16 protein-coding genes are annotated in these 24,837 nt (G+C 55.7%); 8 read left to right on the top strand and 8 right to left on the bottom strand.

Annotated features, from left to right (window positions below; translation table 11 throughout):
* From H2Z33_RS23455 to H2Z33_RS20075, 3 genes are all read left to right on the top strand, one after another.
* Positions 1-9,212: Ig-like domain-containing protein (locus H2Z33_RS23455; RefSeq protein ID WP_232350966.1), on the top strand; the 9,212-nt coding region annotated here is incomplete at its 5' end.
* A gap of 176 nt (positions 9,213-9,388) precedes the next feature.
* Positions 9,389-11,554 (top strand): type I secretion system permease/ATPase, encoded by a 2,166-nt coding sequence (locus H2Z33_RS20080; protein WP_063135145.1) that lies wholly within the window; start codon positions 9,389-9,391, stop codon positions 11,552-11,554.
* On the top strand, positions 11,551-12,726 hold the full coding sequence (locus H2Z33_RS20075) for an HlyD family type I secretion periplasmic adaptor subunit (RefSeq protein WP_032104109.1): 1,176 nt from the start codon (positions 11,551-11,553) through the stop codon (positions 12,724-12,726). The genes H2Z33_RS20080 and H2Z33_RS20075 overlap by 4 nt, the downstream gene beginning before the upstream one ends.
* Positions 12,727-12,759: 33 nt before the next feature.
* Here the strand turns inward: H2Z33_RS20075 and H2Z33_RS20070 are convergent, their stop codons facing one another.
* Complete coding sequence (locus H2Z33_RS20070; RefSeq protein ID WP_047638233.1) at positions 12,760-13,644, bottom strand: hypothetical protein; 885 nt, start codon at positions 13,642-13,644, stop codon at positions 12,760-12,762.
* 285 nt (positions 13,645-13,929) lie between these two features.
* Between H2Z33_RS20070 and H2Z33_RS20065 the strand changes: the two genes are divergently transcribed.
* Positions 13,930-15,387 (top strand): EAL domain-containing protein, encoded by a 1,458-nt coding sequence (locus H2Z33_RS20065; protein WP_063135146.1) that lies wholly within the window; start codon positions 13,930-13,932, stop codon positions 15,385-15,387.
* An 83-nt stretch (positions 15,388-15,470) separates the two neighbouring features.
* On the opposite strand, the gene H2Z33_RS20060 is transcribed toward H2Z33_RS20065, so the two are convergent.
* From H2Z33_RS20060 to H2Z33_RS20035, 6 genes are all read right to left on the bottom strand, one after another.
* The gene (locus tag H2Z33_RS20060) at positions 15,471-15,749 is read right to left on the bottom strand and encodes a biofilm development regulator YmgB/AriR family protein (protein ID WP_044596271.1); all 279 of its coding nucleotides are present in this window, start codon (positions 15,747-15,749) and stop codon (positions 15,471-15,473) included.
* Positions 15,750-15,772: 23 nt separating this feature from the next.
* Entirely contained in the window at positions 15,773-16,072 is a 300-nt protein-coding gene (locus H2Z33_RS20055; protein ID WP_032669919.1) for a hypothetical protein, read from the bottom strand.
* Between the two features lie 119 nt (positions 16,073-16,191).
* The gene (ycgZ, locus tag H2Z33_RS20050; protein WP_003857265.1) at positions 16,192-16,431 is read right to left on the bottom strand and encodes a regulatory protein YcgZ; all 240 of its coding nucleotides are present in this window, start codon (positions 16,429-16,431) and stop codon (positions 16,192-16,194) included.
* Between the two features lie 187 nt (positions 16,432-16,618).
* On the bottom strand, positions 16,619-16,891 hold the full coding sequence (locus H2Z33_RS20045) for a DUF883 family protein (RefSeq protein ID WP_003857263.1): 273 nt from the start codon (positions 16,889-16,891) through the stop codon (positions 16,619-16,621).
* A 143-nt stretch (positions 16,892-17,034) separates the two neighbouring features.
* Entirely contained in the window at positions 17,035-17,658 is a 624-nt protein-coding gene (locus H2Z33_RS20040) for a hypothetical protein (RefSeq protein WP_032104107.1), read from the bottom strand.
* Between the two features lie 597 nt (positions 17,659-18,255).
* Positions 18,256-18,687 (bottom strand): hypothetical protein, encoded by a 432-nt coding sequence (locus H2Z33_RS20035; protein WP_063135147.1) that lies wholly within the window; start codon positions 18,685-18,687, stop codon positions 18,256-18,258.
* 333 nt (positions 18,688-19,020) lie between these two features.
* Here H2Z33_RS20035 and H2Z33_RS20030 point away from each other — a divergent pair, with 333 nt between their 5' ends.
* From H2Z33_RS20030 to H2Z33_RS20020, 3 genes are all read left to right on the top strand, one after another.
* The gene (locus tag H2Z33_RS20030) at positions 19,021-19,296 is read left to right on the top strand and encodes a metal/formaldehyde-sensitive transcriptional repressor (protein ID WP_032104106.1); all 276 of its coding nucleotides are present in this window, start codon (positions 19,021-19,023) and stop codon (positions 19,294-19,296) included.
* Between the two features lie 32 nt (positions 19,297-19,328).
* A complete protein-coding gene (locus H2Z33_RS20025; RefSeq protein ID WP_017693450.1) occupies positions 19,329-20,447 on the top strand; it encodes an S-(hydroxymethyl)glutathione dehydrogenase/class III alcohol dehydrogenase in 1,119 nt (372 codons plus the stop codon).
* Positions 20,448-20,606: 159 nt separating this feature from the next.
* The gene (locus H2Z33_RS20020) at positions 20,607-22,298 is read left to right on the top strand and encodes a methyl-accepting chemotaxis protein (protein WP_047637359.1); all 1,692 of its coding nucleotides are present in this window, start codon (positions 20,607-20,609) and stop codon (positions 22,296-22,298) included.
* A gap of 41 nt (positions 22,299-22,339) precedes the next feature.
* On the opposite strand, the gene H2Z33_RS20015 is transcribed toward H2Z33_RS20020, so the two are convergent.
* The gene (locus H2Z33_RS20015; protein ID WP_015570563.1) at positions 22,340-23,263 is read right to left on the bottom strand and encodes a LysR substrate-binding domain-containing protein; all 924 of its coding nucleotides are present in this window, start codon (positions 23,261-23,263) and stop codon (positions 22,340-22,342) included.
* 227 nt (positions 23,264-23,490) lie between these two features.
* Here H2Z33_RS20015 and H2Z33_RS20010 point away from each other — a divergent pair, with 227 nt between their 5' ends.
* Positions 23,491-24,834 carry a VOC family protein gene (locus H2Z33_RS20010; protein WP_017384005.1) on the top strand — a complete coding sequence of 448 codons (1,344 nt, stop codon included), beginning with the start codon at positions 23,491-23,493 and terminating at the stop codon, positions 24,832-24,834.
* The last annotated feature ends 3 nt before the right edge of the window (positions 24,835-24,837 follow it).

The raw sequence follows: 24,837 nt of genomic DNA, 5'->3' as shown, positions 1-24,837 counted from the left end.
CCGGCCTCAGCGACGGCAGCGTGACCGTCACTGCGTCAGTCACCGACGCGGCGGGCAATACCGGCAGCGGCACGCATAATGTGACCGTCGATACCGGTCTGCCGTCGGTCAGCTTCAACGCCATCAGCGATGACAACGTCCTGAACGCCGTTGAAAAAGGCCAGGATCTGAGCGTCAGCGGCACCAGCGCCAACCTGGCGGAAGGCACCGTGGTTACCGTGACCCTGAACGGTAAAAACTACACGGCGACAACTGCGGCAGACGGCACCTGGAGCCTGACGGTTCCGGCTGCGGATCTGGCCGGTCTCGGTCAGGCCAGTTACACCCTGAACGCGACGGCCACCAACGGCGTTGGCAACAGCGTGAGCAGTTCTGCGAACCTGCTTGTCGACACCGCGCTGCCAACCGTTACCATCAACACCGTGGCGGGGGACAACGTCATCAACGCGGCGGAAGTGGCGGCAGGCCAGACACTGAGCGGCACCGTGGCGAATGCCGAAGCGGGCAACACCGTGACCGTGACTATCGGCGGCCACAGCTACACCGCAACGGTGCAGAATAATCTGTCCTGGTCCGTCAACGTGCCGTCTGACGTGCTGACCGCACTCGGCAACGGCAGCCTGAGCGTGACGGCGACCGTCACCAACGGCCACGGCAACACCGGCACCGGCGAACGCGAGATCGCTATCGACGCTAACCTGCCGGGCCTGCGCGTGAATACCGTGGCGGGTGACGACGTGGTCAACACCATCGAGCACGCGCAGAACCTGATTGTTTCAGGCTCCAGCGACGGGCTGGCGCCGGGCACGGCGCTGACGGTTACCGTCAACGGTAAAGATTACGCGGCAACGGTACTGGCAGACGGCACCTGGAGCGCGGCGATCCCGTCCGCCGACGTGAGCGCGTGGCCGGAAGGCACCGTAAAAATCAGCGTTACCGGTGACAGCGCGGCGGGTAATCCGATCACCATCAGCCACGACGTGACCGTGGATCTGGCTACCGTTGCCATCAGCATCAATGCGCTTGCCACCGACGACGTGATTAACGCGGCGGAGAAGGGCGCGGATCTGGTGCTGTCCGGTGCGACCACCAACGTGGAAGCCGGGCAGACCGTGACCATCAGTCTGAACGGCAGGATCTACACCACCACCGTGGACGACAGCGGCAACTGGACTTATACCGTGCCGTCAGCGGATCTGGCTAGCCTGAAGGATGGCGACGCCAGCGTGCAGGTGAGCGTCACCAACGTGAACGGCAACAGCGCCTCGGCGGGCCGTGAGTACAGCGTGGATGCTACCGCGCCGTCCGTGACCATCAACACGATTGCCACCGACGATATCCTGAACGCCACGGAAGCTCAGTCAGACCTGGCAATCTCCGGCACCAGTACCGCCGAAGCAGGCCAGACGCTGACCGTATCGCTGAACGGCAAAGATTACACCACAACCGTCAGCGCGAACGGCAGCTGGACGCTGAACGTTCCGGCGGCGGATCTGGCAGGATTAACCGACGGCAGCGTGACGGTCACCGCCTCAGTCAGCGACAAGGCGGGTAACCCGGCGTCGGTTGACCACACCCTGACGGTGGACGTCACCGTACCTGCGGTGACCATCCACACCGTTGCAGGTGACGATGTGATTAACGTGGCTGAACACAATCAGGCGCAGATTATCAGCGGCTCCGCGACCGGCGCGGCGGCGGGCGACACCGTCACCGTCACCATCGGCGGCCAGTCGTACACCACCGTGCTGGATGCGGCGGGTAACTGGAGCGTGGGCGTTCCGGCGAATGTGATTTCAGGCCTCAGCGACGGCAGCGTGACCGTCACTGCGTCAGTCACCGACGCGGCGGGCAATACCGGCAGCGGCACGCATAATGTGACCGTCGATACCGGTCTGCCGTCGGTCAGCTTCAACGCCATCAGCGATGACAACGTCCTGAACGCGGTAGAAAAAGGGCAGGATCTGAGCGTCAACGGCACCAGCGCCAACCTGGCGGAAGGCACTGTAGTCACCGTGACCCTGAACGGTAAAAACTACACGGCGACGACTGCGGCAGACGGCACCTGGAGCCTGACGGTTCCGGCTGCGGATCTGTCAGGCCTCGGTGAAGCCAGCTACACCCTGAGCGCGACGGCCACCAACGGCGTGGGCAACAGCATCAGCACTACGGCGAACCTGCTTGTCGATACCGCGCTGCCAACCGTCACCATCAACACCGTGGCGGGGGACAACGTCATCAACGCGGCGGAAGTGGCCGCAGGCCAGACCATTACCGGTAAGGTGGCGAACGCGGACATCGGTAACCCCGTGACGGTGAACATCGGCGGCAACACCTATACCGCGACGGTGCAGAGCGATCTGACCTGGTCCGTTAACGTGCCGGAATCCGTCCTGACCGCGCTGGGCAATGGCGATTTAACGGTGTCAGCAACCGTCACTAATGACCATGGCAATACGGGAACGGGCGAGCGCGATATCACTATCGACGCCAGCCTGCCGGGCCTGCGCGTGGATACCGTCGCGGGCGACGATGTGATTAACAGCATCGAGCATGGACAGAACCTGATTGTCACCGGCTCCAGCGACGGACTGGCGGCAGGCACTACGCTCACCGTGACCGTCAATGGCAAAACCTATGCGGCCTCCGTGCTGGCAGACGGTACCTGGAGCGCGGCGATCCCGGCAGCAGACGTCGGGGCCCTGGCTGCGGGCACGGTTACCGTGACCGTTGCAGGCCAGAGCGCGGCGGGCAATCCGGTGACCATCAGTCATGACGTGACGGTGGATCTGGCGGCAGTCGCTATCAGTATTGATGCGATTGCTACCGACGACGTGATTAACGCGGCAGAAAAAGGCGCGGATCTGGTGCTGTCCGGCAGCACCTCGAACGTGGAGGAAAACCAGACCGTGACCGTCACCTTCGGCGGTAAGACGTACACCGTCAAAGTCGATGCCGACGGCAACTGGACGGCCACCGTGCCTTCCTCGGATCTTGCGGGTCTGAAAGACGGCGACGCCAGCGTGCAGGTGAGCGTGACCAATGTGAACGGCAACAGCGCGTCTGCGGGCCGGGAGTACAGCGTGGATGCCACGGCGCCAACCGTGACCATTGACACGGTAGCCGGCGACAACGTGATCAACGGCAGCGAAGCGGCTGCGGGCGTGGCCATTTCCGGCACCACCACGGCTGAAGTCGGTCAGACGGTAACCGTTAACCTCGGTGGAAACAGCTATACCGCACAGGTTCAGCAGGGCGGCGTCTGGAGCATTAACGTGCCGGCCGCCGATCTGTCCACTATGGCGGATAACGGCTACACCGTGCAGGTGAGCGTGAGTGACGCCGCGGGTAACCCGGGCAGCGCGGGCAAAGCGATTACGCTCGATACCACGCCGCCGACCGTCAGCTTTAACGTCGTGGCGGGCGATGACGTCATCAACAGCGTTGAGCACGGGCAGGCGCAGGTCGTCAGCGGCACCGCAATCGGCGCCAGCGTCGGCGATAAGCTGGTCATCACGATAGGTTCGAACCAGTACACCACCACCGTTGACGCCAGTGGCAAATGGAGCGTGGGCGTTCCTGCCAGCGACATTTCTGCCCTGACCGACGGCACCGTGACCCTCAACGCGACAATCACCGACAGCGCGGGCAACAGCAGCACCCAGACCCATGACGTGGTGGTAAATACCGCATCGGTCGCGCTGACCGTCAACACCCTCAGCGGCGATGACGTGATCAATGCGGCAGAAGCGGGGGCGTCGCTGGTCATCAACGGCTCCAGCGCGCAGTTCGCCAGCGGTACGCAGGTCAATATCACCCTGAATGGTAAGAGCTATACGGCCACTATCCAGAGCGATGGCTCCTGGACAACCACCGTACCGGCCGCCGACGTGGGCACCCTGGCCGACGGCGCGAGCTACCAGGTTTCTGTTTCGGCGCAGGACAGCGCCGGGAACAGCGCCTCGGCGACGCACACCATCAGCGTGGACACCACCGCGCCGGTGATTAGCGTGAACACGTTGTCGGGCGACGATGTGCTGAATGCGGCGGAAGCCCAGCAGCCGCTCACCGTACACGGCTCTTCCAGCGCGGAAGCAGGCCAGACGGTGACCGTCACGCTGGGCGGGAAAACCTACACTGCGCTTGTGGCAAACGACGGCACCTGGACGCTCGACGTCCCGGCCGCCGATCTTGCCAACCTGAGCGAAGGCGCGCTGACGGTCACCGCGTCGGTGAACGACAAAGCGGGTAATAACGGCCAGACGACGCATACCTTAACGGTCGATACCGTCGCGCCAGCCGTGACCATCAGCACCGTGGCCGATGACGATATCGTCAACGACGCCGAGCAGCTGGCGGGACAGACCATCAGCGGGACCACCACCGCGGAGCAGGGCCAGACGGTGACCGTCTCCTTCAACGGCCACAGCTATCAGGCGACCGTGGCGGCGAATGGCTCCTGGTCCGTCTTCGTGCCGGGACGCGACTTCCTCGGACTGAGCGACGGGGAATACACCATTACGGCTACGGTGAGCGATAAGGCAGGTAACCCGGGCAGCGCAACGCACGACGTGACGCTGAACGGCGACGTGCCGACCATCGCCATTAACACCTTTGCGCAGGATGATATCGTCAACGCCGCCGAGCACGGCACGCCGCTGGTTATCAGCGGCACCACCGATGCGCCAACGGGCCAGACGGTGACCATTACGCTTAACGGTAAAACCTACACGGCTACCGTTCAAAATGACGGCACCTGGAGCTATACGGTCGGCAGCGCAGACGTGACCGCGCTGGCGGACGGCGATTCGTACGTGATTAACGCGCAGGTGAGCAACGCCATCGGCAACAGCGCCAGCGATAACCATACCGTTACCGTGGATCTCACCGCACCGTCGATGGGGATCAGCATTGATTCCCTGCAAAACGATACCGGCCTCAGCGCGAATGACTTCATCACCAACGACAGCCAGGTGGTGGTGAATGGTTCCCTGACCGCGCAGCTCGGCAATAACGAGAAAGCGCAGATCAGCCTTGACGGCGGTACTACCTGGATTGACCTGACCGTCACCGGCACCACCTGGCGCTACACCGATGGCCGTACCCTGACCGACGGTACGTACCAGTACCAGGTGCGCGTGATCGACAATGCAGGCAACCTTGGGGCAACGGACAGCCAGGACGTGGTAATCGATCTGACGAAGCCTGCGGCGGCGACTATTACCGTGGATTCCGTCTCGCAGGATACCGGCCTGTCCGACAGCGACTTTATTACCAGCGACAACCAGATCAGCCTGAAAGGGACGCTCGGCGCGGCCCTGGGCAGCGGCGACCACGCTCAGATCAGCCTCGACGGTGGCGCAACCTGGACTGACGTGAGCGTCAGCGGCCTGAGCTGGACCTACGTTGACGGCCGCACGCTGGCCGACGGAGACTACAACTATCAGCTGCGGGTGATTGACGACGCGGGGAATATCAGCGCCACTACCAGCCAGGTGGTGACCATTGATACCGTCGCGCCGGACGCCAGCAAAACGATCGCTATCGACAGCATCAGCGACGATACCGGCCTGAGCAGCAGCGACTTTATCACCAATGATACCTCCCTGACGCTGCACGGCTCGCTCGGCGCAACGCTGGCCGACGGCGAATATGCCCAGATCAGCATCGACGGCGGGGTCACCTGGCAGAACGTGATCGTCACTGGCAACAGCTGGTACTACGTGGACGGCCGCACGCTGGGTAACCAGACCTATGACTACTACGTTCGCGTAGTGGATGCGGCAGGCAACGTGGGTGCCAGCGCTCATCAGCAGGTGACGGTCGATACGGTCGCGCCGGATGCGGCGATTACGGTTACCGTGGATAACATCACCGTCGATACCGGCTTCGACAATAACGACTTCCTGACCAGTTCGACCTCGTACACGCTCAACGGGACGCTCGGGGCCGAACTCGGGGCGGGTGAGTATGTGCAGGTGAGCATGGATGGCGGCACCACCTGGGTTTACGCCACGGTAAGCGGCACCCGGTGGAGTTATAACGACACCCGCACCCTGGCCGACGGCGACTACCGCTATCAGGTGCGGGTTGTCGATCAGGCGGGCAACGTTGGGGCCACCACCACGCAGGACGTGACGGTGGATACCCAGGCGCCGCAGTACGGCATCACCATTGACAGCATCAGCGAAGATACCGGGCAGTCCGGGAGTGATTTCATCACCATGGACACCTCGCTGACGATCAACGGCTCGTTGGGCAGCGCGCTGGCCAGCGACGAGCGCGTACAGATCAGCCTCGACGGCGGTAATACCTGGATTGACACTACCGTCACTAACCAGCGCTGGAGCTATACGGATACCCGCGATCTGGCTGACGGGGATTACACCTACCAGGTGCGGATCATCGACCAGGCGGGCAACGTCGGCTCAACCTCTTCGCAGGTGGTAACGGTTGATACCACGCCGCCTGACACGGTGGGAACGGTGGTCAGCTATACCGACGGGGAAGGTGAACGTACAGGCACGTACGGCGCATCAGTCGCGACGGACGATACCTCGCCGCTGATCAACGGTACGCTTAACCGCGCTCCGGAAGATGGCGAAATCGTGCAGCTTTACCGGGACGGGATCTTGCTGGGTCAGGTCACGATGAACGGCAGCGCAAGCTGGTCCTATCAGGACAACGGCCTGCTCGACGGGAATCACACCTACATTCTGCGCGTCACCGACAAAGCCGGTAACTACACGGAATCGGATGGCTTTGTGCTGAACGTCGATACCAGCATCCCGACCACCACCGCGGCGATTACTGCCCAGACCACCTCGGATACCACGCCGATTGTCAGCGGTACGGTTTCCGCAGACCTGGTGAACGGTGAATATCTGGTGGTGACGGTGAACGGGAAAACCTACACCTCCCAGACCGGCGGTGCGGTGGTCGTCGACCCGGATCACAATACCTGGTATCTACAGATCCCGGACAGCGATGCCCTGAGTGTGGCGAGTTACGACGTAACCGCGCAGGTGAAGAGTAGCGCGGGCAACGGTAACACCACCGGTACGGCAACCGGTAGCCTGGTGATCGATACCACCTCGGTGAATACCGACTGGGCGACCACTGCGGGGAACAGCAACAACTCAACCATGACTCACGGCATGAACAGCAGCGGGCTGTGGAATATCATTGCTAATGGACAGTCTTATTCCAGCAGCGATGATTCAACCTATGCCGGGAATACGTTAACTAACACCCGTAGCTACTATGTGGTGAGCCAGACGGCAGCTGACTTTGACCGTAACGGCACGCAGGATATCTTTGCGACGGAGAACACCTACGCGGGCTCTACGCAGGTGATGTGGACCTACGATGGCAGCAGCTACACCGCCAGCCAGCTGGCGATGGGAACCACCATCTGGTACGGCGGCGTAATTGCCTACGACAAAACCGGCGATGGCTATCTTGATCTGGCGTACGGCGATGCCGGTATGGACTCCCTGACCTACCTGGTGAATACCAACGGCGTTCTGTCGCCGGACGGCACCGGCGGGGAAGGTGGATTCTACGGCCAGTTCGATTCCGGGCGTGAAATCTCCGGCGTCGACCTGAACAACGACGGTACCGTGGACATCGTGCAGCACACCAACCGCAGCGGGGCGTACTCGCTCACCGTGATTAACAACAACGGGAACGGTACGCTTTCCATTGGCCAGAACCTGACCAACGTGTTTGTGGCCAACGCCTCGAATACCACCACGGCGGCCTCCATGACGTGGGCGGACTTTAACGGCGATGGCTACATGGATCTGTACCTCGGCAGCAGCTACAACAACAACGGCGGGGTGATTTACTACAACGACGGTACCGGGCAGCTTTCCACGACCAAAAGCGCGGTGGAAGCCTCTAACGCCACGGCGGGCTATCTGTCGGTGGCGGTAGACTGGAACGGTGACGGGCAGATGGACATCATCAAGCTCAGCACCTACGGCAGCTCACAGACGGCGACCCTGTTCACCAACAACGGCTACGGCTCAACCTGGACTTCAAGCCAGCTGGCTTCTGGGCTGGCCAACGTCACCGGTGTCGCCGCGGTGGACTACAACTGGGACGGTGCGCAGGATCTGCTTGTGTCTCAGCAGAACGGTAAGGTGGTGCTGGTGCAGAACAATGCGGAGATCGCTGACGGTACCGCGATGCATCTGCACATTGTCGATAGCGAAGGCATCAACGCGTACTACGGCAATACGGTCAATCTGTATAACGCTGCGGGCGTGCTGGTGGCCTCGCAGATCATCAACGCTCAGTCCGGCATTGGCTCGAACGATACCTCTGCGCTGGTGAGTTTCTACGGGCTGGATCCGAACGAAACCTACTCGGCGGAGATTGTGAAGATCACCAACGGCGTCTCGGATAACGTCACCTGGACCGGCCTGGACGCGGGCAACGGCAAAGAGGGTTATGTTCTCACCGCCGAAGCGGCCACCGGCGGCCACAGCGGAACCATCACCGGTACCGGGTATAACGACACCTTTATCGCAGAGGATGGGACCTATACCTATAACGGCTCCGGCGGCTGGAATACCCATTCCGACTACGACACCTGGAGCAATACCGGCGGCATGGACGTGGTGGATTATCGTAATGCCACCTCTGGGATAACCGTTGATTTGCGCCTCTCAACGGCGCAGGACACCGGATTCGGTACCACGCGGTTGTTGAATATTGAAGGGATTAACGGCTCCGACTATGACGACGTGATCACCGGCAACAGCGGTGATAACCAGTTCGAAGGCCGGGGCGGGAACGACACCTTCAACATCGGCAGCGGCGGTCACGATACGTTGCTCTATAAGCTGATCAACGCGTCTGACGCGACGGGCGGCAACGGTAGCGATGTGGTGAACGGCTTTACCGTCGGCACCTGGGAAGGGACGGCGGATACGGACCGTATCGATCTGCGCGACCTGCTTTCCGACAGCGGCTATACCGGCACCGGCTCGGCGAGCTACGTGAACGGCGTGGCGACGCTGGACAGCAGCGCGGGCAACATCGCCGACTACATCCGCGTTGTGCAAAACGGCAGCAACACCGAGATCCAGGTTGACCTGGACGGGACGGGCGGTCAGTTCACGCCCACCACGCTGGTAACGCTGAACGGCGTGCAGACGGATCTGGCGACGCTGTTGGCCAATCACCAACTGTTAATTGCGTAAAACAACGCCGCGGGGAGCGATCCTCGCGGCCTTTTGCGTTTCTTTACACGAATAGCCATAACCCTATATTTCACAAGATTATTTTGCGGGCTCGTTTAGACAGTGTTCGATTTCTAATCATCCCGGAAAGGTATCATTTCAGTGCGAAATCATCGCCCTGAACAGGACGTAGCATTATGAAGACACATCCACAGTACGAACCCTGGTTGCAGGGCATGCTCATCATCGCGAAATATTATCGGCTGGATTTTTCGGCGGAGCATGTTCGGGTCACGATTAACCATGAAAGCCAGTCTCCACGCCAGCTGGTGCTGGAGGAGATGGCGCGCCAGCTTGGGCTGGGGATGCGTTGGGTGGCGGCGGGAGCCGTAGCGCTCGATCCGTGGCGTTTACCGCTGCTGGCGGAGTTCACCGGCGGGCAAATTGCGGTCATCAACCGTATGGACAACGAAGGGAACGTCAGCGTGCAGTTTAGCGGCGACGGGGGCCTGGAGACGACGCTGACGCGCGACGAACTCGGTTCGCGGTTAAAGGGGCTGATGGTGCTGCGTCCCCTGGAGTCCACGCCGGATGCGCGCGTGGATGATTACATCAAACCCTATGAGAAAAACTGGTTCTGGCAGCTGGCGCTGAAAGACTGGCGTCGTTACAGCGACATAATGCTGGTGGCGCTGGTCGCCAACGTGCTGGCGCTCTCCGGCATGGTCTTTTCCATGCAGGTGTATGACAGGGTGGTGCCGTCCCAGTCGGAGGCCACGCTGTGGGTGCTGTTTGGCGGTGTGATGATCGCCATCGTGTTTGAATTCATCATGCGCATGCTGCGGGTGCATATTTCGGACGTGGTAGGGAAACGCGCCGACCTGCGTATTTCCGAGCGCGTGTTTGCCCACGCCCTGAGGATTAAAAACGGCGCACGGTCGAAATCGACCGGGTCGTTTATCGCCCAGATCCGCGAGCTGGAGTCGGTGCGGGAGCTGATCACTTCCACCACCATTGCCGCTATCTCCGATCTGCCGTTCTTCCTGCTTTTCGTCTTCATTCTGTGGATGATTGGCGGCCCGCTGGTGCTGGTGGTGCTGCTGGCCGTACCGCTGCTGCTCATTCCCGGCCTGCTGGTGCAGCGCCCGCTGGGAAAACTCTCCAGCGAAGGGATGCGTGAATCGGCGATTCGTAACGCCACGCTGGTGGAAGCGGTGCAGGGGCTTGAGGACATCAAGCTAATGCGCGCCGAGCAGAGGTTCCAGAACCAGTGGAATAACACCAATGACGTTGCCGCGAGCGTCGGCATGAAGCAGCGCTGGCTGACGGGGCTGCTGCTGACATGGACCCAGGAGGTGCAGTCTATCGTCTACGCCGTGGTGCTGCTGGTGGGGTGTTATCTGGTCATCAGCGGCGACATGACCACCGGTGCGCTGGTGGGGACCTCGATTCTGGCGTCCCGCACCATCGCGCCCCTGTCGCAGATTTCCGGCGTGCTCTCCCGCTGGCAGTCGGCAAAGGTGGCCCGCAAGGGACTGGATGACCTGATGCAGCGCCCGATTGACGATCCCCAGCACGGCAAAAAAGTGCATAAAGCCCATCTGCGCGGTGATTATCGGCTGGACGACGTCGGGTTTTATTACGATGAAGAAGAGAAGCTTACCGTGCTGAATATCAGCAAACTGCGCATTCACGCCGGGGAGCGCGTGGCGGTGCTCGGGCGGAATGGTTCGGGGAAAAGCACCTTGCTGCATCTGCTGGCGGGAATGCAGGAGCCACAGCAGGGCAGCATTTTGCTGGACGATATTGCTCTCAATCATCTTGACCCGGCCGACGTGCGCCGCGACATGCAGTTGCTCAGCCAGCAGGCGCGGCTGTTCTTCGGCTCCTTACGCGACAACATCCTGATGGGTAATCCGCTGGCGACAGACGAGGAAATCCATCAGGCGCTGGTCAACAGCGGCGCGCTGGAGTTTGTGCGCAAGCAGAAAATGGGGCTGAACACCATCATCAATGAGGGCGGAACGGGGCTTTCCGGCGGGCAACGTCAGGCGCTGCTGCTGGCGCGCGCGCTGATCACCTCGCCGAATATTCTGCTGCTGGATGAACCCACCGCCTGGCTGGATGAGGTCAGCGAGAAGCAGTTTATCCAGCATCTGCACCAGTGGCTCGGTAAGCGCCGGACGCTGGTGCTGGCGACGCATCGTCTGCCGATTCTGGACCTGGTTGACCGCATCATCGTCCTGGAAAACGGCAAAGTGGTGATGGATGGCCCTCGTGATGCCATTTTACGCCAGCACGGAATGGCCCCGCAGCAGGCGCCGCAGCGCACGGTTAAACTGAAAACGGAGGGCGTGGCATGAATGATTTCTCCCGCTTTAACAGCCGGCTGAAGGAGCCCCGCCTGCCGCGTTCGTCGCTGGTGGCATGGTCGCTGTTTGCCCTGCTGGTGGTCTTTATAACCTGGGCCAGCCTGTTCCAGCTGGATGAGGTCACGACGGGTAGCGGCAAGGTGATCCCGTCCTCCCACGAGCAGGTGATCCAGTCCCTTGAAGGAGGGATTATTCACAGTCTGATGGTGCGCGAGGGCGATATCGTCGAGCGTGGTCAACAGCTTGCCCAACTGGACCGGACGAAAACCGAGTCCAGCGTGCTGGAGAGCGAGTCTCGATTAAACGCCGCGATGGCGACGGCCGCGCGTCTGAATGCTGAGGTAAACGACACCGGGCTGACATTCCCGGCAGAGCTGGATGACGACGTTGAGTTGGTAAAACAGGAAACGGCGCTTTATCAGTCACGTCGCGAAAGCCTTGAAAAAGGGCTGGCGGGTTTACGCCAGGGAGCAGATCTCGTGCAGCGTGAACTGGCATTAACGCGCCCGCTGGTGACGCAGGGGGCGGCCAGTAAGGTCGAAGTCTTACGCCTTGAACGTCAAAAAAATGAGCTGGAGAGCAAAATCACCGAGATGAAAAACCAGTACTACGTTCGCGCCCGCGAAGAACTGGCGAAAGCGAACGCGGAAATGGAAGCGCAGCGTTCGGTCATGAAAGGACGCGAAGATTCACTCACACGCTTAACGTTTAATGCGCCGGTGCGTGGCATCGTGAAGGACATTGACGTGACGACGGTGGGCGGAGTGATCCCGCCGAACGGCAAACTGATGAGCCTGGTACCGCTTGATGACCAGATGGTGATAGAAGCGAAAATCTCGCCGCGCGATGTCGCGTTTATCCATCCCGGGCAAAAAGCGCTGGTGAAAATCACCGCCTATGATTACTCCATCTACGGCGGGCTGGAAGGGGAGGTGACGATGATTTCCCCGGATACCCTTCAGGACGAGGTGAAACGGGATGTTTATTATTATCGCGTTTATATCCGTACGGACAGTAACCATCTGACCAACAGGCAGGGCAAGGAATTCCCGGTGTTCCCGGGCATGATAGCCACGGTTGATATCAAAACCGGCAGTAAATCCGTCATTGATTATCTGCTGAAACCATTGAATAAGGCAAAAGAGGCGCTGCGCGAGCGATAAAAAAGGCGTTCAGCAAACCGAACGCCCGTCAGATCAGAGTGTAGGCGTCATGTTGACAACATGGCGTCGTTCTTTTGGTACCACATTGATGTAATGTGTGACATACGCAAAATATAATCCGGCATAATTTTCGACAAGCTCGATAAAGGCCGGATAAATCGACATCCGGCCATCGCCGCGATCTTTAAGATAACCTGCCTCCTGCGCCGATTTGATAATCCGTTTAACATGAATACGCGAAACGAAAAATTCTTTTGCCAGCGTGCTGGCTGAATACGCTATTATGGCACCATGTGCTGTTTTGTTTTTGATGGCCTGCAAATAGAGATAGAGCATAATCATTCGGCCACCATCCTTATCAATAAATAAACCCACCTCCGGAAGCACTTTCCTGAATGTTAATCCGCGGAAAAGGTACTCTGCGGCGCGCCGGAAAAAGTTGTGCCTCAGATTGTCATTGTCCAGAAGGTTAGCATTTATATTGAATGTCGGAAAAAGAATGCTAACAGGCGTAAACGCCCCGGACATATAGCGTTTCAGCTCATCCAGTCCTTTTTCCGTTGGTGCGATTTTTGTTTTTCGGCGATCTTCGGTACAGCGCCAGGTCTTAATTCGCCCGGTGGTCTTAAGTATGGTGATGATCGCGATAACACTGTTAGGGCTGGCGATATTATAGCGGGTACACAGTGCCTTTATCTCTGAAACTGACTCAGCCTGATTACCAAAAACAAAACAACACATGGACAGTATTATGTTGAAGCGTGATTCCTGAAGCATCGTTTTATAGAACAAGGGTTGTTTTTTATAAATGGCATCATTGATTCTGTAGTGCTCTGTTATAGCTTCACCAAATCGCGGGTTGTTTTTAATAACATCCCTTCGATGTAGCAAAGCCCTGGATGAAATGTGATTATCCATAGCATTTTCTCTTTTTGTCTGGGCCGATAAGATGAAGTGTCTGGTCTTCTTTTTCGGAATTTTCATTATACCTTGTGAAGTGCATGTTTACTGTCGTTATATGAAAAGAAAGTAATATTTATGCTGCATATGGATGAGTGGGTTGATTAACGCAAAGATGTTCCCGTGCATAACATTGATAACGGTTTATTAACCAAATGGGGTGCGGTAAAATTATTCAATGCGACAAAGAATATTGGCTTTAATCACATTTGGGAATGATATTTACATTCTCAGGAGCAGGTTATGTCTCAAAACTTACCTTTTATGCAAGGTACTTGCTACAAGCAACGATTCGTTATTTCAGCCTGCGGTTTCACCTTCGAGGGGTATAGCCTGCTTCTGAAGTCTCGTGGCGTAAACGCCACGCGGCTCCATTTTGAAGAGGATGAAGTTTGCTCAGGTGATGTGCAAAAAATGATGCAAAATCAACAACCTGAAGTTTCTGTTTTTCTTGGTCGCGACGTGACTGCCTTTCTTGAAAGCCTGAAACGGTTGGTCTCGGTTCTGAATGCACTGCCGGTTATTTGTAGCGTGACCCTGTATGGTGCAATACCAGAAAGGTGGCTTTATGCCACGCTGAAAAGTCTCGTTAATAATACCAGATCGTTGTCGAGGATCAGGGTGGCGAATATTTCAGAGGTAATGAATTGTGTAGAGAATATTTCTGAAGTACATGCCGATTCGTCACGTTTATTGCGTGAAGGACCTGAGAAAGAAGGTAAGGAAAGCCTGCATGGTTTATCAAAACGTGAATTAACCGTATTGCTGAATTTTTATCGAGGTATTTCGATAAAAGAGCAGTCAGCGAGGTTAGGTTTGTCAGATAAAACCATTTATACTCATCGTAAAGTGGGGTTGGGTAAATTATATCTTATCAGAGTGTGGTTTAGCGATGCACGTGTCTTAAGGGATGAGGTCTGTGCAGTAAAGAACAAAGCGCAGGGGTTTTCGGAAACAGAAATAAATATATTGCAGGCGTTACATAAGCGGGAAATCTTTGCGGCTTATCAAATTATTACCGATGGCGATAAAAAAGGAGTGGGCTTTGAAATTCTGCTGCGCTGGCATAAAAACGGTCAGGTCCTGAAACCAGGCCAATTTCTGGATGGGATAAAAAATGGCGAAATTTGGCTCAAGCTGACGGCGTTAGTCATTCACGCGGCCGTGTCAGGTGTCAACAGATACAATGGGAAATATTATTTTTCGGTTAATATTCCTCCTCAACTGGCTGCCGGGAACGCGCTGCCGGGAATGGCGAAAAAAGCCGTTGAAATGTTACTGAAGCCGCAGTGGGCCGGGAAACTTGTCTTTGAATTAGCTGAAACCATTGATGTAACAAAGGATCCAAATATTCCTGTCACTCTCCAGCGTTTACGCGCCGAGGGATGCCGGCTGTTTCTGGATGATTGCTTTTCCAGAGATTACGCTATGTTACCCATCCGACAGATTAATTTTGATGGACTGAAGCTTGACCGCGATATAGTCGAGCACTTTGTTGCTAACGACAATGACAATAGCATTATTAAAGCGATACAGATATACAGCGACATGACGGGAAGGGAATGCGTTGCGGAAGGCGTCGATAGCGAAGAAAAATTTGAAAAACTTGTCGCAGTAGGGGTTAAGCGCTTCCAGGGATATTATCTTTCCCGGGCGGTTAAAGAAGATGAGCTGGATCGAATGGTACGGCTATTTAGTTAATGGCTTCACTATGCTGGTGGTACGACAGACTTAACTCTTCGACCACCAGCAAAACAGTCACTCACCAGGGCAATAATCTGTTATCAGATATCATCGCGCGTAAAACCGACAACAATTTCAAGCGTGTTTCGAATGACATCGCAGGCTTCGGGCTCCTCGGTAATTTCGAGGGCGTGAATCAGTTGCAGGATAATCTCTTTATTTGAGAGATTGTCACCGGTCAGCATAATACAGCGTATTGCCGAGCCCAACACTTCAACCTCACCACTGAGATGCTTTCCAGCATTAAGAAAATGTTCCGCCAGTCCTTTATCGTGCAGGGCTTCAAAATTATACGTTTGCTGCATAATCGCTTTACTCATGGTGGTCACCGTTTCGGTTAAAATTAGTGTTTCTTGTCTGGGGTCAGAAGCGTGTTGTGAGTAAAGAGAGAGCGCATGCGCCCAATATCATAATCGCCCATCACTCTTCCCCGGTCGTGCGATACGCCGGTTACACGCTGGCGTACTTCATCTTCAGCGGCAATCAATGCATTTTTGCGTTCATCATTTGATTCAACGTTAGCCATCGCCCGCAGGCGACCAGCAAGAGACGCAAAGGTAATAGGTCCGTTCTCTTTCAGTATGGATAATACGGCCTCACCGATAAGGTCATCCTTAAGTCGTTCAAATTTAGTTCTATGCATAGCTTCAATCTCACTCTGCTACACGCAGGAGGCTGTAGCATGGGGTTAGTCATCGCATTCAGGAGCTCTATTCTCACTCAGCATGACTAACTTAGTAAGTTAAAAAAACAGTGTTCAGGTTAACGCTCGAAGAAGAGGGCTATCAGACCGTTATAGTGCGCTTTCTCAACGTCAGACGTTGACTCTTCAATTCTGCGCAACAGCTTTGTACAGATTGTCATTCTGCTCAGTTGTACATTTTCTTTGATGATCTCACTGACGATAGCACCAAGGGTTTCCTGCTGTGTTGGGACGTTATCCTTGTTAAAATACAAGGTGATAGCGCTTTCTGCTGTAGAGGGAGCATGGTTGCGACGCATAATTTTCCACCGTTAACAAACAATTTTGTAACATCAGTGGCATTGAATTTATACTATTCGATCAAATCTGTACATTAAAATTGTACAACTTTTCACGTGGATCGTGTTTTTGTCAGGAAAACTATCAATAATAGGGGGGGAAAGAGCAGGAAAAAGGGGAAAAGGAAAGGCCCCGAAGGGCCTGAAATTATTTACGTCCCAGCAGAAGTCCCAGAACGATACCTACCGCACCCGCAGCGATTAAGCCTGTTAAGGGATTGTTTCTGACGGCTTCAGTGACATCCGAGACGGCATCACTGGCCTGGGCAGCATATTTTTTCGCTGCACCTTTCACCTGGTGTTTAGGGGAATCAACGAATTCACCAAACTGCTGCTGCGCAGAGCCGGATAATTCATCAAGTTTGTTTTTGGCTTTATCGCCAGCGTACTGTGCATTTTTATCAGTGTCGAAATCAGACATTCCAGCCTCCTTTTGTTGGTAGTCTAAGGATAGACGCTGATTGCAGGAGTGAGCGAGAATTCGCTGAAATCGACGGCAGATTGCCCCTTTTTAGGACATGTCTTTCTTACATGACCACCATAAAGTCCAAAAAATGTCGTTCTCTACGCAGCGCGAAGAGACTGTTTCTGCCGTGCGTGAGTGCGAAAGGTAACGTAATAGCCAAGGGATGCGGCCAGGCACAGCATATAGCCGAATGATTCCGAACCTTCCTCCACGGCGTTTTTCACGACACGCATATAGCCATGCTCCAGGATGTCGTGCCACAGCACCTGCATTCCAAAGAGGCGGGAGAAGACCAGTACAGCCAGCAGGCCGCTCAACAGAATGCCGTACCAGGGGGATTGGGTATATTTTGCCAGCTGTTCCAGGGTAGCGCGAAAATGCATAACGGGGCGAATTAACGCCAGCAGAGCGGTAATCAGCGCGAACCACACCCAACTCCCATGAGAAATGAGATCAAAAAGCGCGTCCAGTTCACGAATTAGCATTGTCAGGAAAAATCCGCCCACCAGAATATTACAGTAACGCATGGATTCGTCCATTTTCGCCAGACGAAAATGGAGAAAGACAATAGTCGCTAATACCGTTTCCTGCATAATTTCGGTCAGTGATAATTCCGGAATATCATGGCCGACAAACCGCATATCAACCCAAAGACACAGTACAATTAGTGCGCAAGCGGCTGCTGCGCCAACGAAGAATAAAAAGCTCTTTAGTACAATCATTAACACCACCATTTTGTTTGTAGCGAGTATGTTAGGTGACGAGAATGTTATTTCTGTTCACATTGTGCCATATAAGTGCGGATTTTTAACATTTTGAGCTAAATAGGGTTGGTCGAGGTGGGGGTAAACCCTAAATATGGTTGCACCATCTCTGAGAGAGACATTAAGGGTAAACCCCAACCGCTCGTTAAACAGCTGTAGCTGCTCAACATAGAACTCGTTGAAGCAGGTCGAATATACCAGATACAGCATTTCCGCTTCTCCACACCCGAGCTGGCAGGCGAAGAAAGAGTGGCTAAGCCAGCAGCTGGTGACCAGCATGTGTATAAGTGCTAAATGCCGCAAGGCCAATAACACCGCGGCCGCAGTTGTACAGACAGGCTATAGTGATCTCCTTTGCCTGCTCAATACGGATCTTAACTTGAGTTAAAGACTGGCCGCAAGTTTTAGGTATGGCCATCTGGTTTTGAATTCATTGATAGCTACTTCATACAATGTAGAAATACACTGCGGGCATTATAATTACTATTATTAGCAAAAAAATATTTGTTGTTTTTTTACTGACGTTTGATGGCAAGCCATTTATACTAACGTACATTATCGCTTCAAAAAGAAACCAGTACATAGAATACAAGCAATGAAAAATAAAGGCATTATTGTTTTTGATATACCTTCAGAGAACAATAATATTAAGGCTAATCCTGTCATCATGCCGACCATCGTAGAAGCATACGCTTTCCCTACTTTGACAACAGGGAAAATAATGAGTGTATATATGAGTTCATTATATTTCTTGTTGACGTTTATTCTGCCGATAAAACGAAGTGTCAGAGACGTAATAGACGTTGCTATTACAAGCATTGCTGCAAGAGAATGAGGGGCCATATGTTCTTCAATGATAGTTTCTATCTCCTGAGTGTATTTATCGCTAAGAAAATTGAAAGGTATCAATACAACCGAACTAAGAAGAAAGAAAAATAAACTATCTTTGCATAATGCATATATACTTCGTCTTAAGAAAATGCTCATTAAAATCCCTTAATAAAAGTTTTCATTCATAAAAAGCATTTGACATTTAAAAATGTTAACTATCGCGTATTAGTCTATTCCTCATTGTATTCTTAAGAAACCTACAGTCTTTGGTGGGGACGGGAATTTGCGTGAATGCATAAACCTTCAAAAATGCGGATACGACGGTATTTATTACAATTATGTTTTTACAGAATGTGTCATAGCTTAGTTCAGATGTTCGAGTCAAGAAAAGAAACACACTATAAATTACATGATACCCTCATAAAACTTAATGTTTACATTAACTTCCCATGAAGGATACAATACCCCCCTATAGTATCAGGAGGGCGTATGCCGCATTCACCCGAAGATAAAAAACGTATTATGACCCGCGTCCGCCGCATTCGGGGCCAGGTTGATGCCCTTGAACGCGCCCTGGAATCGGGCGATCCCTGTCTCGCCATTTTGCAGCAAATTGCCGCCGTGCGCGGCGCTGCCAATGGTCTGATGGGGGAAATGGTCGAAATTCACCTCAAAGATGAGCTGGTGACGGGGGAGACCACCCCGGATCAGCGGGCAGTGCGGATGGCGGAAGTCGGCCATTTACTGCGCTCTTATCTAAAATAAACCCACACACCTCACAACAAGGGAAAGACATCATGAAATCTCGCGCAGCTGTCGCGTTCGGCCCAGGCCAGCCGCTGAAAATCGTTGAAATTGATGTTGCTCCGCCGAAGAAAGGCGAAGTGCTGATCAAAATTACCCACACCGGCGTTTGCCATACCGATGCGTTTACCCTGTCCGGTGACGATCCGGAAGGCGTATTCCCGGCGGTGCTCGGCCACGAAGGGGGCGGTGTGGTGGTGGAAGTGGGTGAAGGCGTCACCAGCCTGAAGCCCGGCGACCATGTGATCCCGCTCTACACCGCAGAGTGCGGCGAGTGTAAGTTCTGCAAATCCGGCAAAACTAACCTCTGCCAGGCCGTGCGCGCCACGCAGGGCAAAGGACTTATGCCGGACGGCACCACCCGTTTCTCCTATAACGGCGAGCCCATTTATCACTACATGGGTACCAGCACCTTCAGCGAATACACGGTGTGCGCCGAGATCTCACTGGCGAAAGTGAATCCGCAGGCCCCGCTGGATAAAGTCTGTCTGCTCGGCTGCGGTGTCACCACCGGTATCGGCGCGGTGCATAATACGGCGAAAGTGAAAGAAGGGGACACCGTGGCGGTGTTCGGCCTGGGCGGGATCGGTCTGGCGGTTATCCAGGGCGCGGTACAGGCGAAAGCTGGGCGTATCATTGCTGTGGATACCAACCCGGAGAAATTTAAGCTCGCAGGTGAGATGGGGGCGACCGACTTTATCAACCCGAAAGACTACGACAAACCGGTTCAGGACGTGATCGTTGAGCTGACCGACGGCGGCGTGGACTTTAGCTTCGAATGTATCGGCAACGTCAACGTAATGCGCTCAGCGCTGGAGTGCTGCCACAAAGGCTGGGGCGAGAGCATCATTATCGGTGTGGCCGGCGCGGGTCAGGAGATCAAAACCCGTCCCTTCCAGCTGGTGACAGGGCGCGTATGGCGCGGGTCAGCATTTGGCGGCGTGAAAGGCCGTACTCAGCTGCCGGGCATGGTTGAAGATGCGATGGTCGGTAAAATTCAGCTTGATCCGTTCATTACGCACCGCCTGCCGCTGGAGCAGATCAACGAAGCCTTCGATCTGATGCACGAAGGAAAATCCATTCGCACCGTTATCCATTTCGGCGACAACTGATTATTCTGCCAGCGGTTTTTTCCGCTGGCATTTCTTCCCTGATCTTCTCTAAAGTGTGACCTGTCCGGCGCTTTTAGACGTAATTTAATTCCCTGGCGTGCCGATGACTCTTTTACAGGCGTGTTATTACGCATCTTACCTATAAGAGAGTCGACGGTCATGGACAACACAACATCGATGCAGGCGCAGCCTAAGCTGAGTTTCTTGCATCACATCCGGCTGGTTCCGCTGTTTTCCTCCATTCTCGGTGGCATTATTCTCCTGTTTGCATTGAGCTCAGGTCTGGCAGGCTATTTCCTGCTCCAGGCCGATAACGATCAGCAGGATGTCACGGCAGAAATCCAGGTGCGCACCGGTCTGTCAAACAGTTCCAACCATTTACGCACCGCCCGTATCAACATGATCCACGCGGGTGCGGCCAGCCGTATCGCGGAGATGGAGGCGATGAAACAAAACATCGCTGAGGCTGAGATCCGCATCAGGCAGTCGCAGGATGGATTTGCCGCCTATATGAAGCGCACCGTTCGTACCCCGGCTGATGAAGCGCTGGATGGCGATCTGAAAGCCCGCTATGACGCCTACATCGCCGGTATGCAGCCGATGCTGAAATATGCCAAAAATGGCATGTTTGAAGCCATTATTAACCACGAAAATGAGACCGCGCGTCCGCTGGACGATGCCTATAACGCGGTGCTGCTGAAGGCGATAAAAATCCGCACCGAACGCGCCAACGCGCTGACGGCACAGGCTCACACCCGCACCCGGCTGGGGCTGATGTTTATGTTCGGCGCGTTTGGCCTTGCGCTGGCGCTGGCGGTGATCACCTTTGTGGTGCTGCGCCGTACGGTGATAAACCCGCTCCAGCGAGCCGCTACGCGTATCGAAAATATCGCAAAAGGCGATTTGACCATGCCGGACGAACCGACCGGACGCAGCGAAATTGGCCGCCTGACGCGCGATCTGCAAACGATGCAGCACGCGCTGGTGACAACCGTGGGCACCGTGCGGCAAGGGGCGGAGGAGATCTACCGTGGAACCAGCGAGATCTCCGCGGGTAACACCGATCTCTCTTCCCGTACCGAGCAGCAGGCGGCGGCGATTGAACAGACGGCGGCCAGCATGGAGCAGCTCACCGCGACGGTGAAACAGAACGCCGATAACGCGCATCATGCGAGTAAACTGGCAGAAGATGCCTCCGGTAAGGCCAGCCGCGGGGGGCAGATGGTCTCCGGCGTGGTGAAAACCATGGGTAATATTTCCACCAGCTCGAAGAAGATCTCTGAAATTACCGCCGTGATTAACAGTATCGCGTTCCAGACCAATATTCTGGCGCTCAACGCGGCGGTCGAGGCGGCGCGTGCGGGTGAACAGGGACGCGGCTTTGCGGTCGTGGCGAGTGAAGTCCGCACCCTGGCAAGCCGCAGCGCGAATGCGGCGAAAGAGATTGAAAGCCTGATTAATGAATCTGTGTCGCTTATCGATCAGGGTTCCGGGGAAGTGGTTGCGGCGGGCAATACCATGAATGAGATCGTCGAGGCGGTTAAACGCGTCACCGATATTATGCTGGAGATTGCAGCGGCGTCCGATGAGCAGAGCCGCGGCATTGTTCAGGTGAGCCAGGCGATTTCCGAGATGGACAAGGTGACGCAGCAGAATGCCTCGCTGGTGGAAGAAGCTTCTGCGGCGGCGGCCTCGCTGGAAGAGCAGGGCGCACGTCTGACGGAGGCCGTTGGCGCGTTTCGTCTCATCGGGGCAGGGGCTGGACGGACTACAGCCCCTGCAACCGCAGCGAAATCCGCGCCTTTAACCCCGGCGGCGGCCGTCTCAGGTGATAACTGGGAAATGTTCTGAGTAAGACAGACCCGCCTTCGCGGCGGGTTCTGCATTTAGGGTCAGAGAGGCATTGATTTACGAATGGCGCTTAACAGCGTTTGGGCACCTTCAGAGAGCGGGGCATCTACCCGCGTCAGGATGCCAATCGGTTCTCCCGCGCCGGGCGATGTTACCGGCAGCGCCGTAAGCACACCGCGTCGCAGATCGTCCTTCACCGCGCCGGACGGCACAAACCACACGTAGTCGTAATCCACCGTAAGCTGGCGCGACAGCGACGCCGAAAGCGTTTCAATACACCCGGAAGGCAGCGTGCAGCCCTGCATTTGCAGCAACGCCTCCGCATTCTGACGCGGAACGGTTCCTTTTGGTGAGACTACCACCGGCCACTCCATCACGCGGCTCAGGGTCACGGTGTCCTGCAACAGGGGATGATTCGGACGCACGACCAGCTTCAGCGATTCCAGGAACAGCAGCTCGTAATTCAGGCCGCTCATCAGTTCCGGATCGGACATCCGCCCAATGCCCAGATCCAGCTCGCCTGACTTCAGGCCCGCCAGCAGCATGGTATTATTCATGGTCGCGACCTGAAGCGTGGCGTGCTTTTGCTGACGGTGGAACTGGCCGATCGCCGCAGGCAGTATACCCAGCGCCGCCGTTGGCAGCGCGCCCACGCGCACGATGTCGCTGGCCGACTCCTCTTTACGGTTGAGCGCCTGACCGGCGGTATTGAGGGCATCGAGAACTTTAACGGCATGCGTCAGGAACTGTTCACCCACGAGAGTAAGCTGAGCGCCCAGACGGCCGCGATCGAACAGGCGGGTTCCGGTAAGCTGTTCCAGTTCGTTCAGCGTTTTGGATAGTGCAGGCTGACTGAGGTTAAGGGTTTCAGCCGCTCGCCCCAGCGTTCCCTGTTGAGCGACGGCCACAAAAGTATGCAAATGGCGCAAGCGTATGCGCTGACTGAACAGACCATTTTTTTCCATAGGCGATGTTAAAAACAGAGCGACGCGGGTGACAAGTTAAGATGTTTGAATTTGATAACCTGATAGCAAAATATTTTTAACATTTGATCTATTTGAGTTACAACCGTTTTTCGAAAATGCCCACGCTTTGACCACTGGTCTGCCTGGATCACAATTCGTAAATTCTTACCAACGAAAGGAACGGGCTTCTCTACACTCCAGGTAGTATTCACTGGAGGCATGACATCATGGCGAACACCATCACGGCTGATGATATTCGGGAACACTTTTCGCAGGCTATGTCGGCGATGTACCAGCAGGAAGTTCCGCAGTACGGCACCTTGCTGGAACTGGTGGCGGACGTTAACCTGGCGGTTCTGGAAAATAACCCACTTTTACATGAACAACTGGCAAACGCAGACGAACTGGCGCGCCTGAATGTTGAACGTCACGGTGCGATCCGCGTTGGCACCGCGCAGGAGCTTTCCACCCTGCGCCGGATCTTCGCCATTATGGGCATGTACCCGGTCAGCTATTACGATCTCTCCCAGGCGGGCGTGCCCGTCCACTCGACGGCGTTTCGTCCGACAGACGATGCGGCGCTCTGCCGTAATCCGTTTCGCATTTTTACCTCGTTGCTGCGCCTGGAGCTGATTGAAAACGTTGCGCTGCGCGAAAGGGCGGCGGAGATCCTCTCCCGGCGCAACATCTTTACGCCGCGCTGCCTGGAACTGATCGACCTGCATGATGCGCAGGGACACTTTACTGAGGCACAGGCGCGCGAATTTGTGCAGGAAGCCCTGGAAACCTTCCGCTGGCATCGCCATGCGACGGTCGATCAGGAAACCTATCTGGCGCTGAGCAACGAACATCGCCTGATTGCCGACGTGGTCTGTTTCCCTGGGTGCCATATCAACCATCTCACGCCGCGCACGCTGGATATCGACCGGGTGCAGGAGCTAATGCCGAAGTACGGCATTGAGCCGAAAATTCTGATTGAAGGCCCGCCGCGCCGCGAGGTGCCGATCCTCCTGCGCCAGACCAGCTTTAAGGCGCTGGAGGAGCCGGTGCTTTTCGCGGGAGAACACAAGGGCACCCATACCGCGCGTTTCGGTGAGATTGAGCAGCGCGGCGTGGCCCTTACGCCGAAAGGGCGCGAGCTGTACGACAGTCTGTTAAATCAGGCCGGGACCGGCAAAGACAACCTGACCCACCAGCTTCACCTGCGCGAGATCTTCAGCGCCTTCCCGGACAGTGAAATGTTCCTGCGCCGTCAGCGGCTGGCTTATTTCCGCTACCGTCTGACCCCGACAGGTGAGGCGCATCGCCACGCATTTCGTCCCGGGGACGATCCGCAGCCGCTGATCGAACGGGGCTGGGTTGTGGCACAGCCCATCACCTACGAGGATTTTCTGCCCGTCAGTGCGGCGGGGATCTTCCAGTCGAATCTTGGCAATGAAACGCAGGCGCGCAGCCACGGCAATGCCAGCCGCAATGCCTTCGAAGCCGCGCTCGGCTGTGCGGTGTACGACGAGTTTTCGCTTTACGAGGAGGCGGAAGCGCGCAGCAAACAGCGTTGCGGTTTGCTCTGAAAC

It is taken from the genome of Enterobacter sp. YSU (assembly GCF_016082135.1).
Lineage (GTDB): Bacteria > Pseudomonadota > Gammaproteobacteria > Enterobacterales > Enterobacteriaceae > Enterobacter > Enterobacter hormaechei_C.
This window is presented reverse-complemented; position numbering and strand designations above follow the sequence as displayed.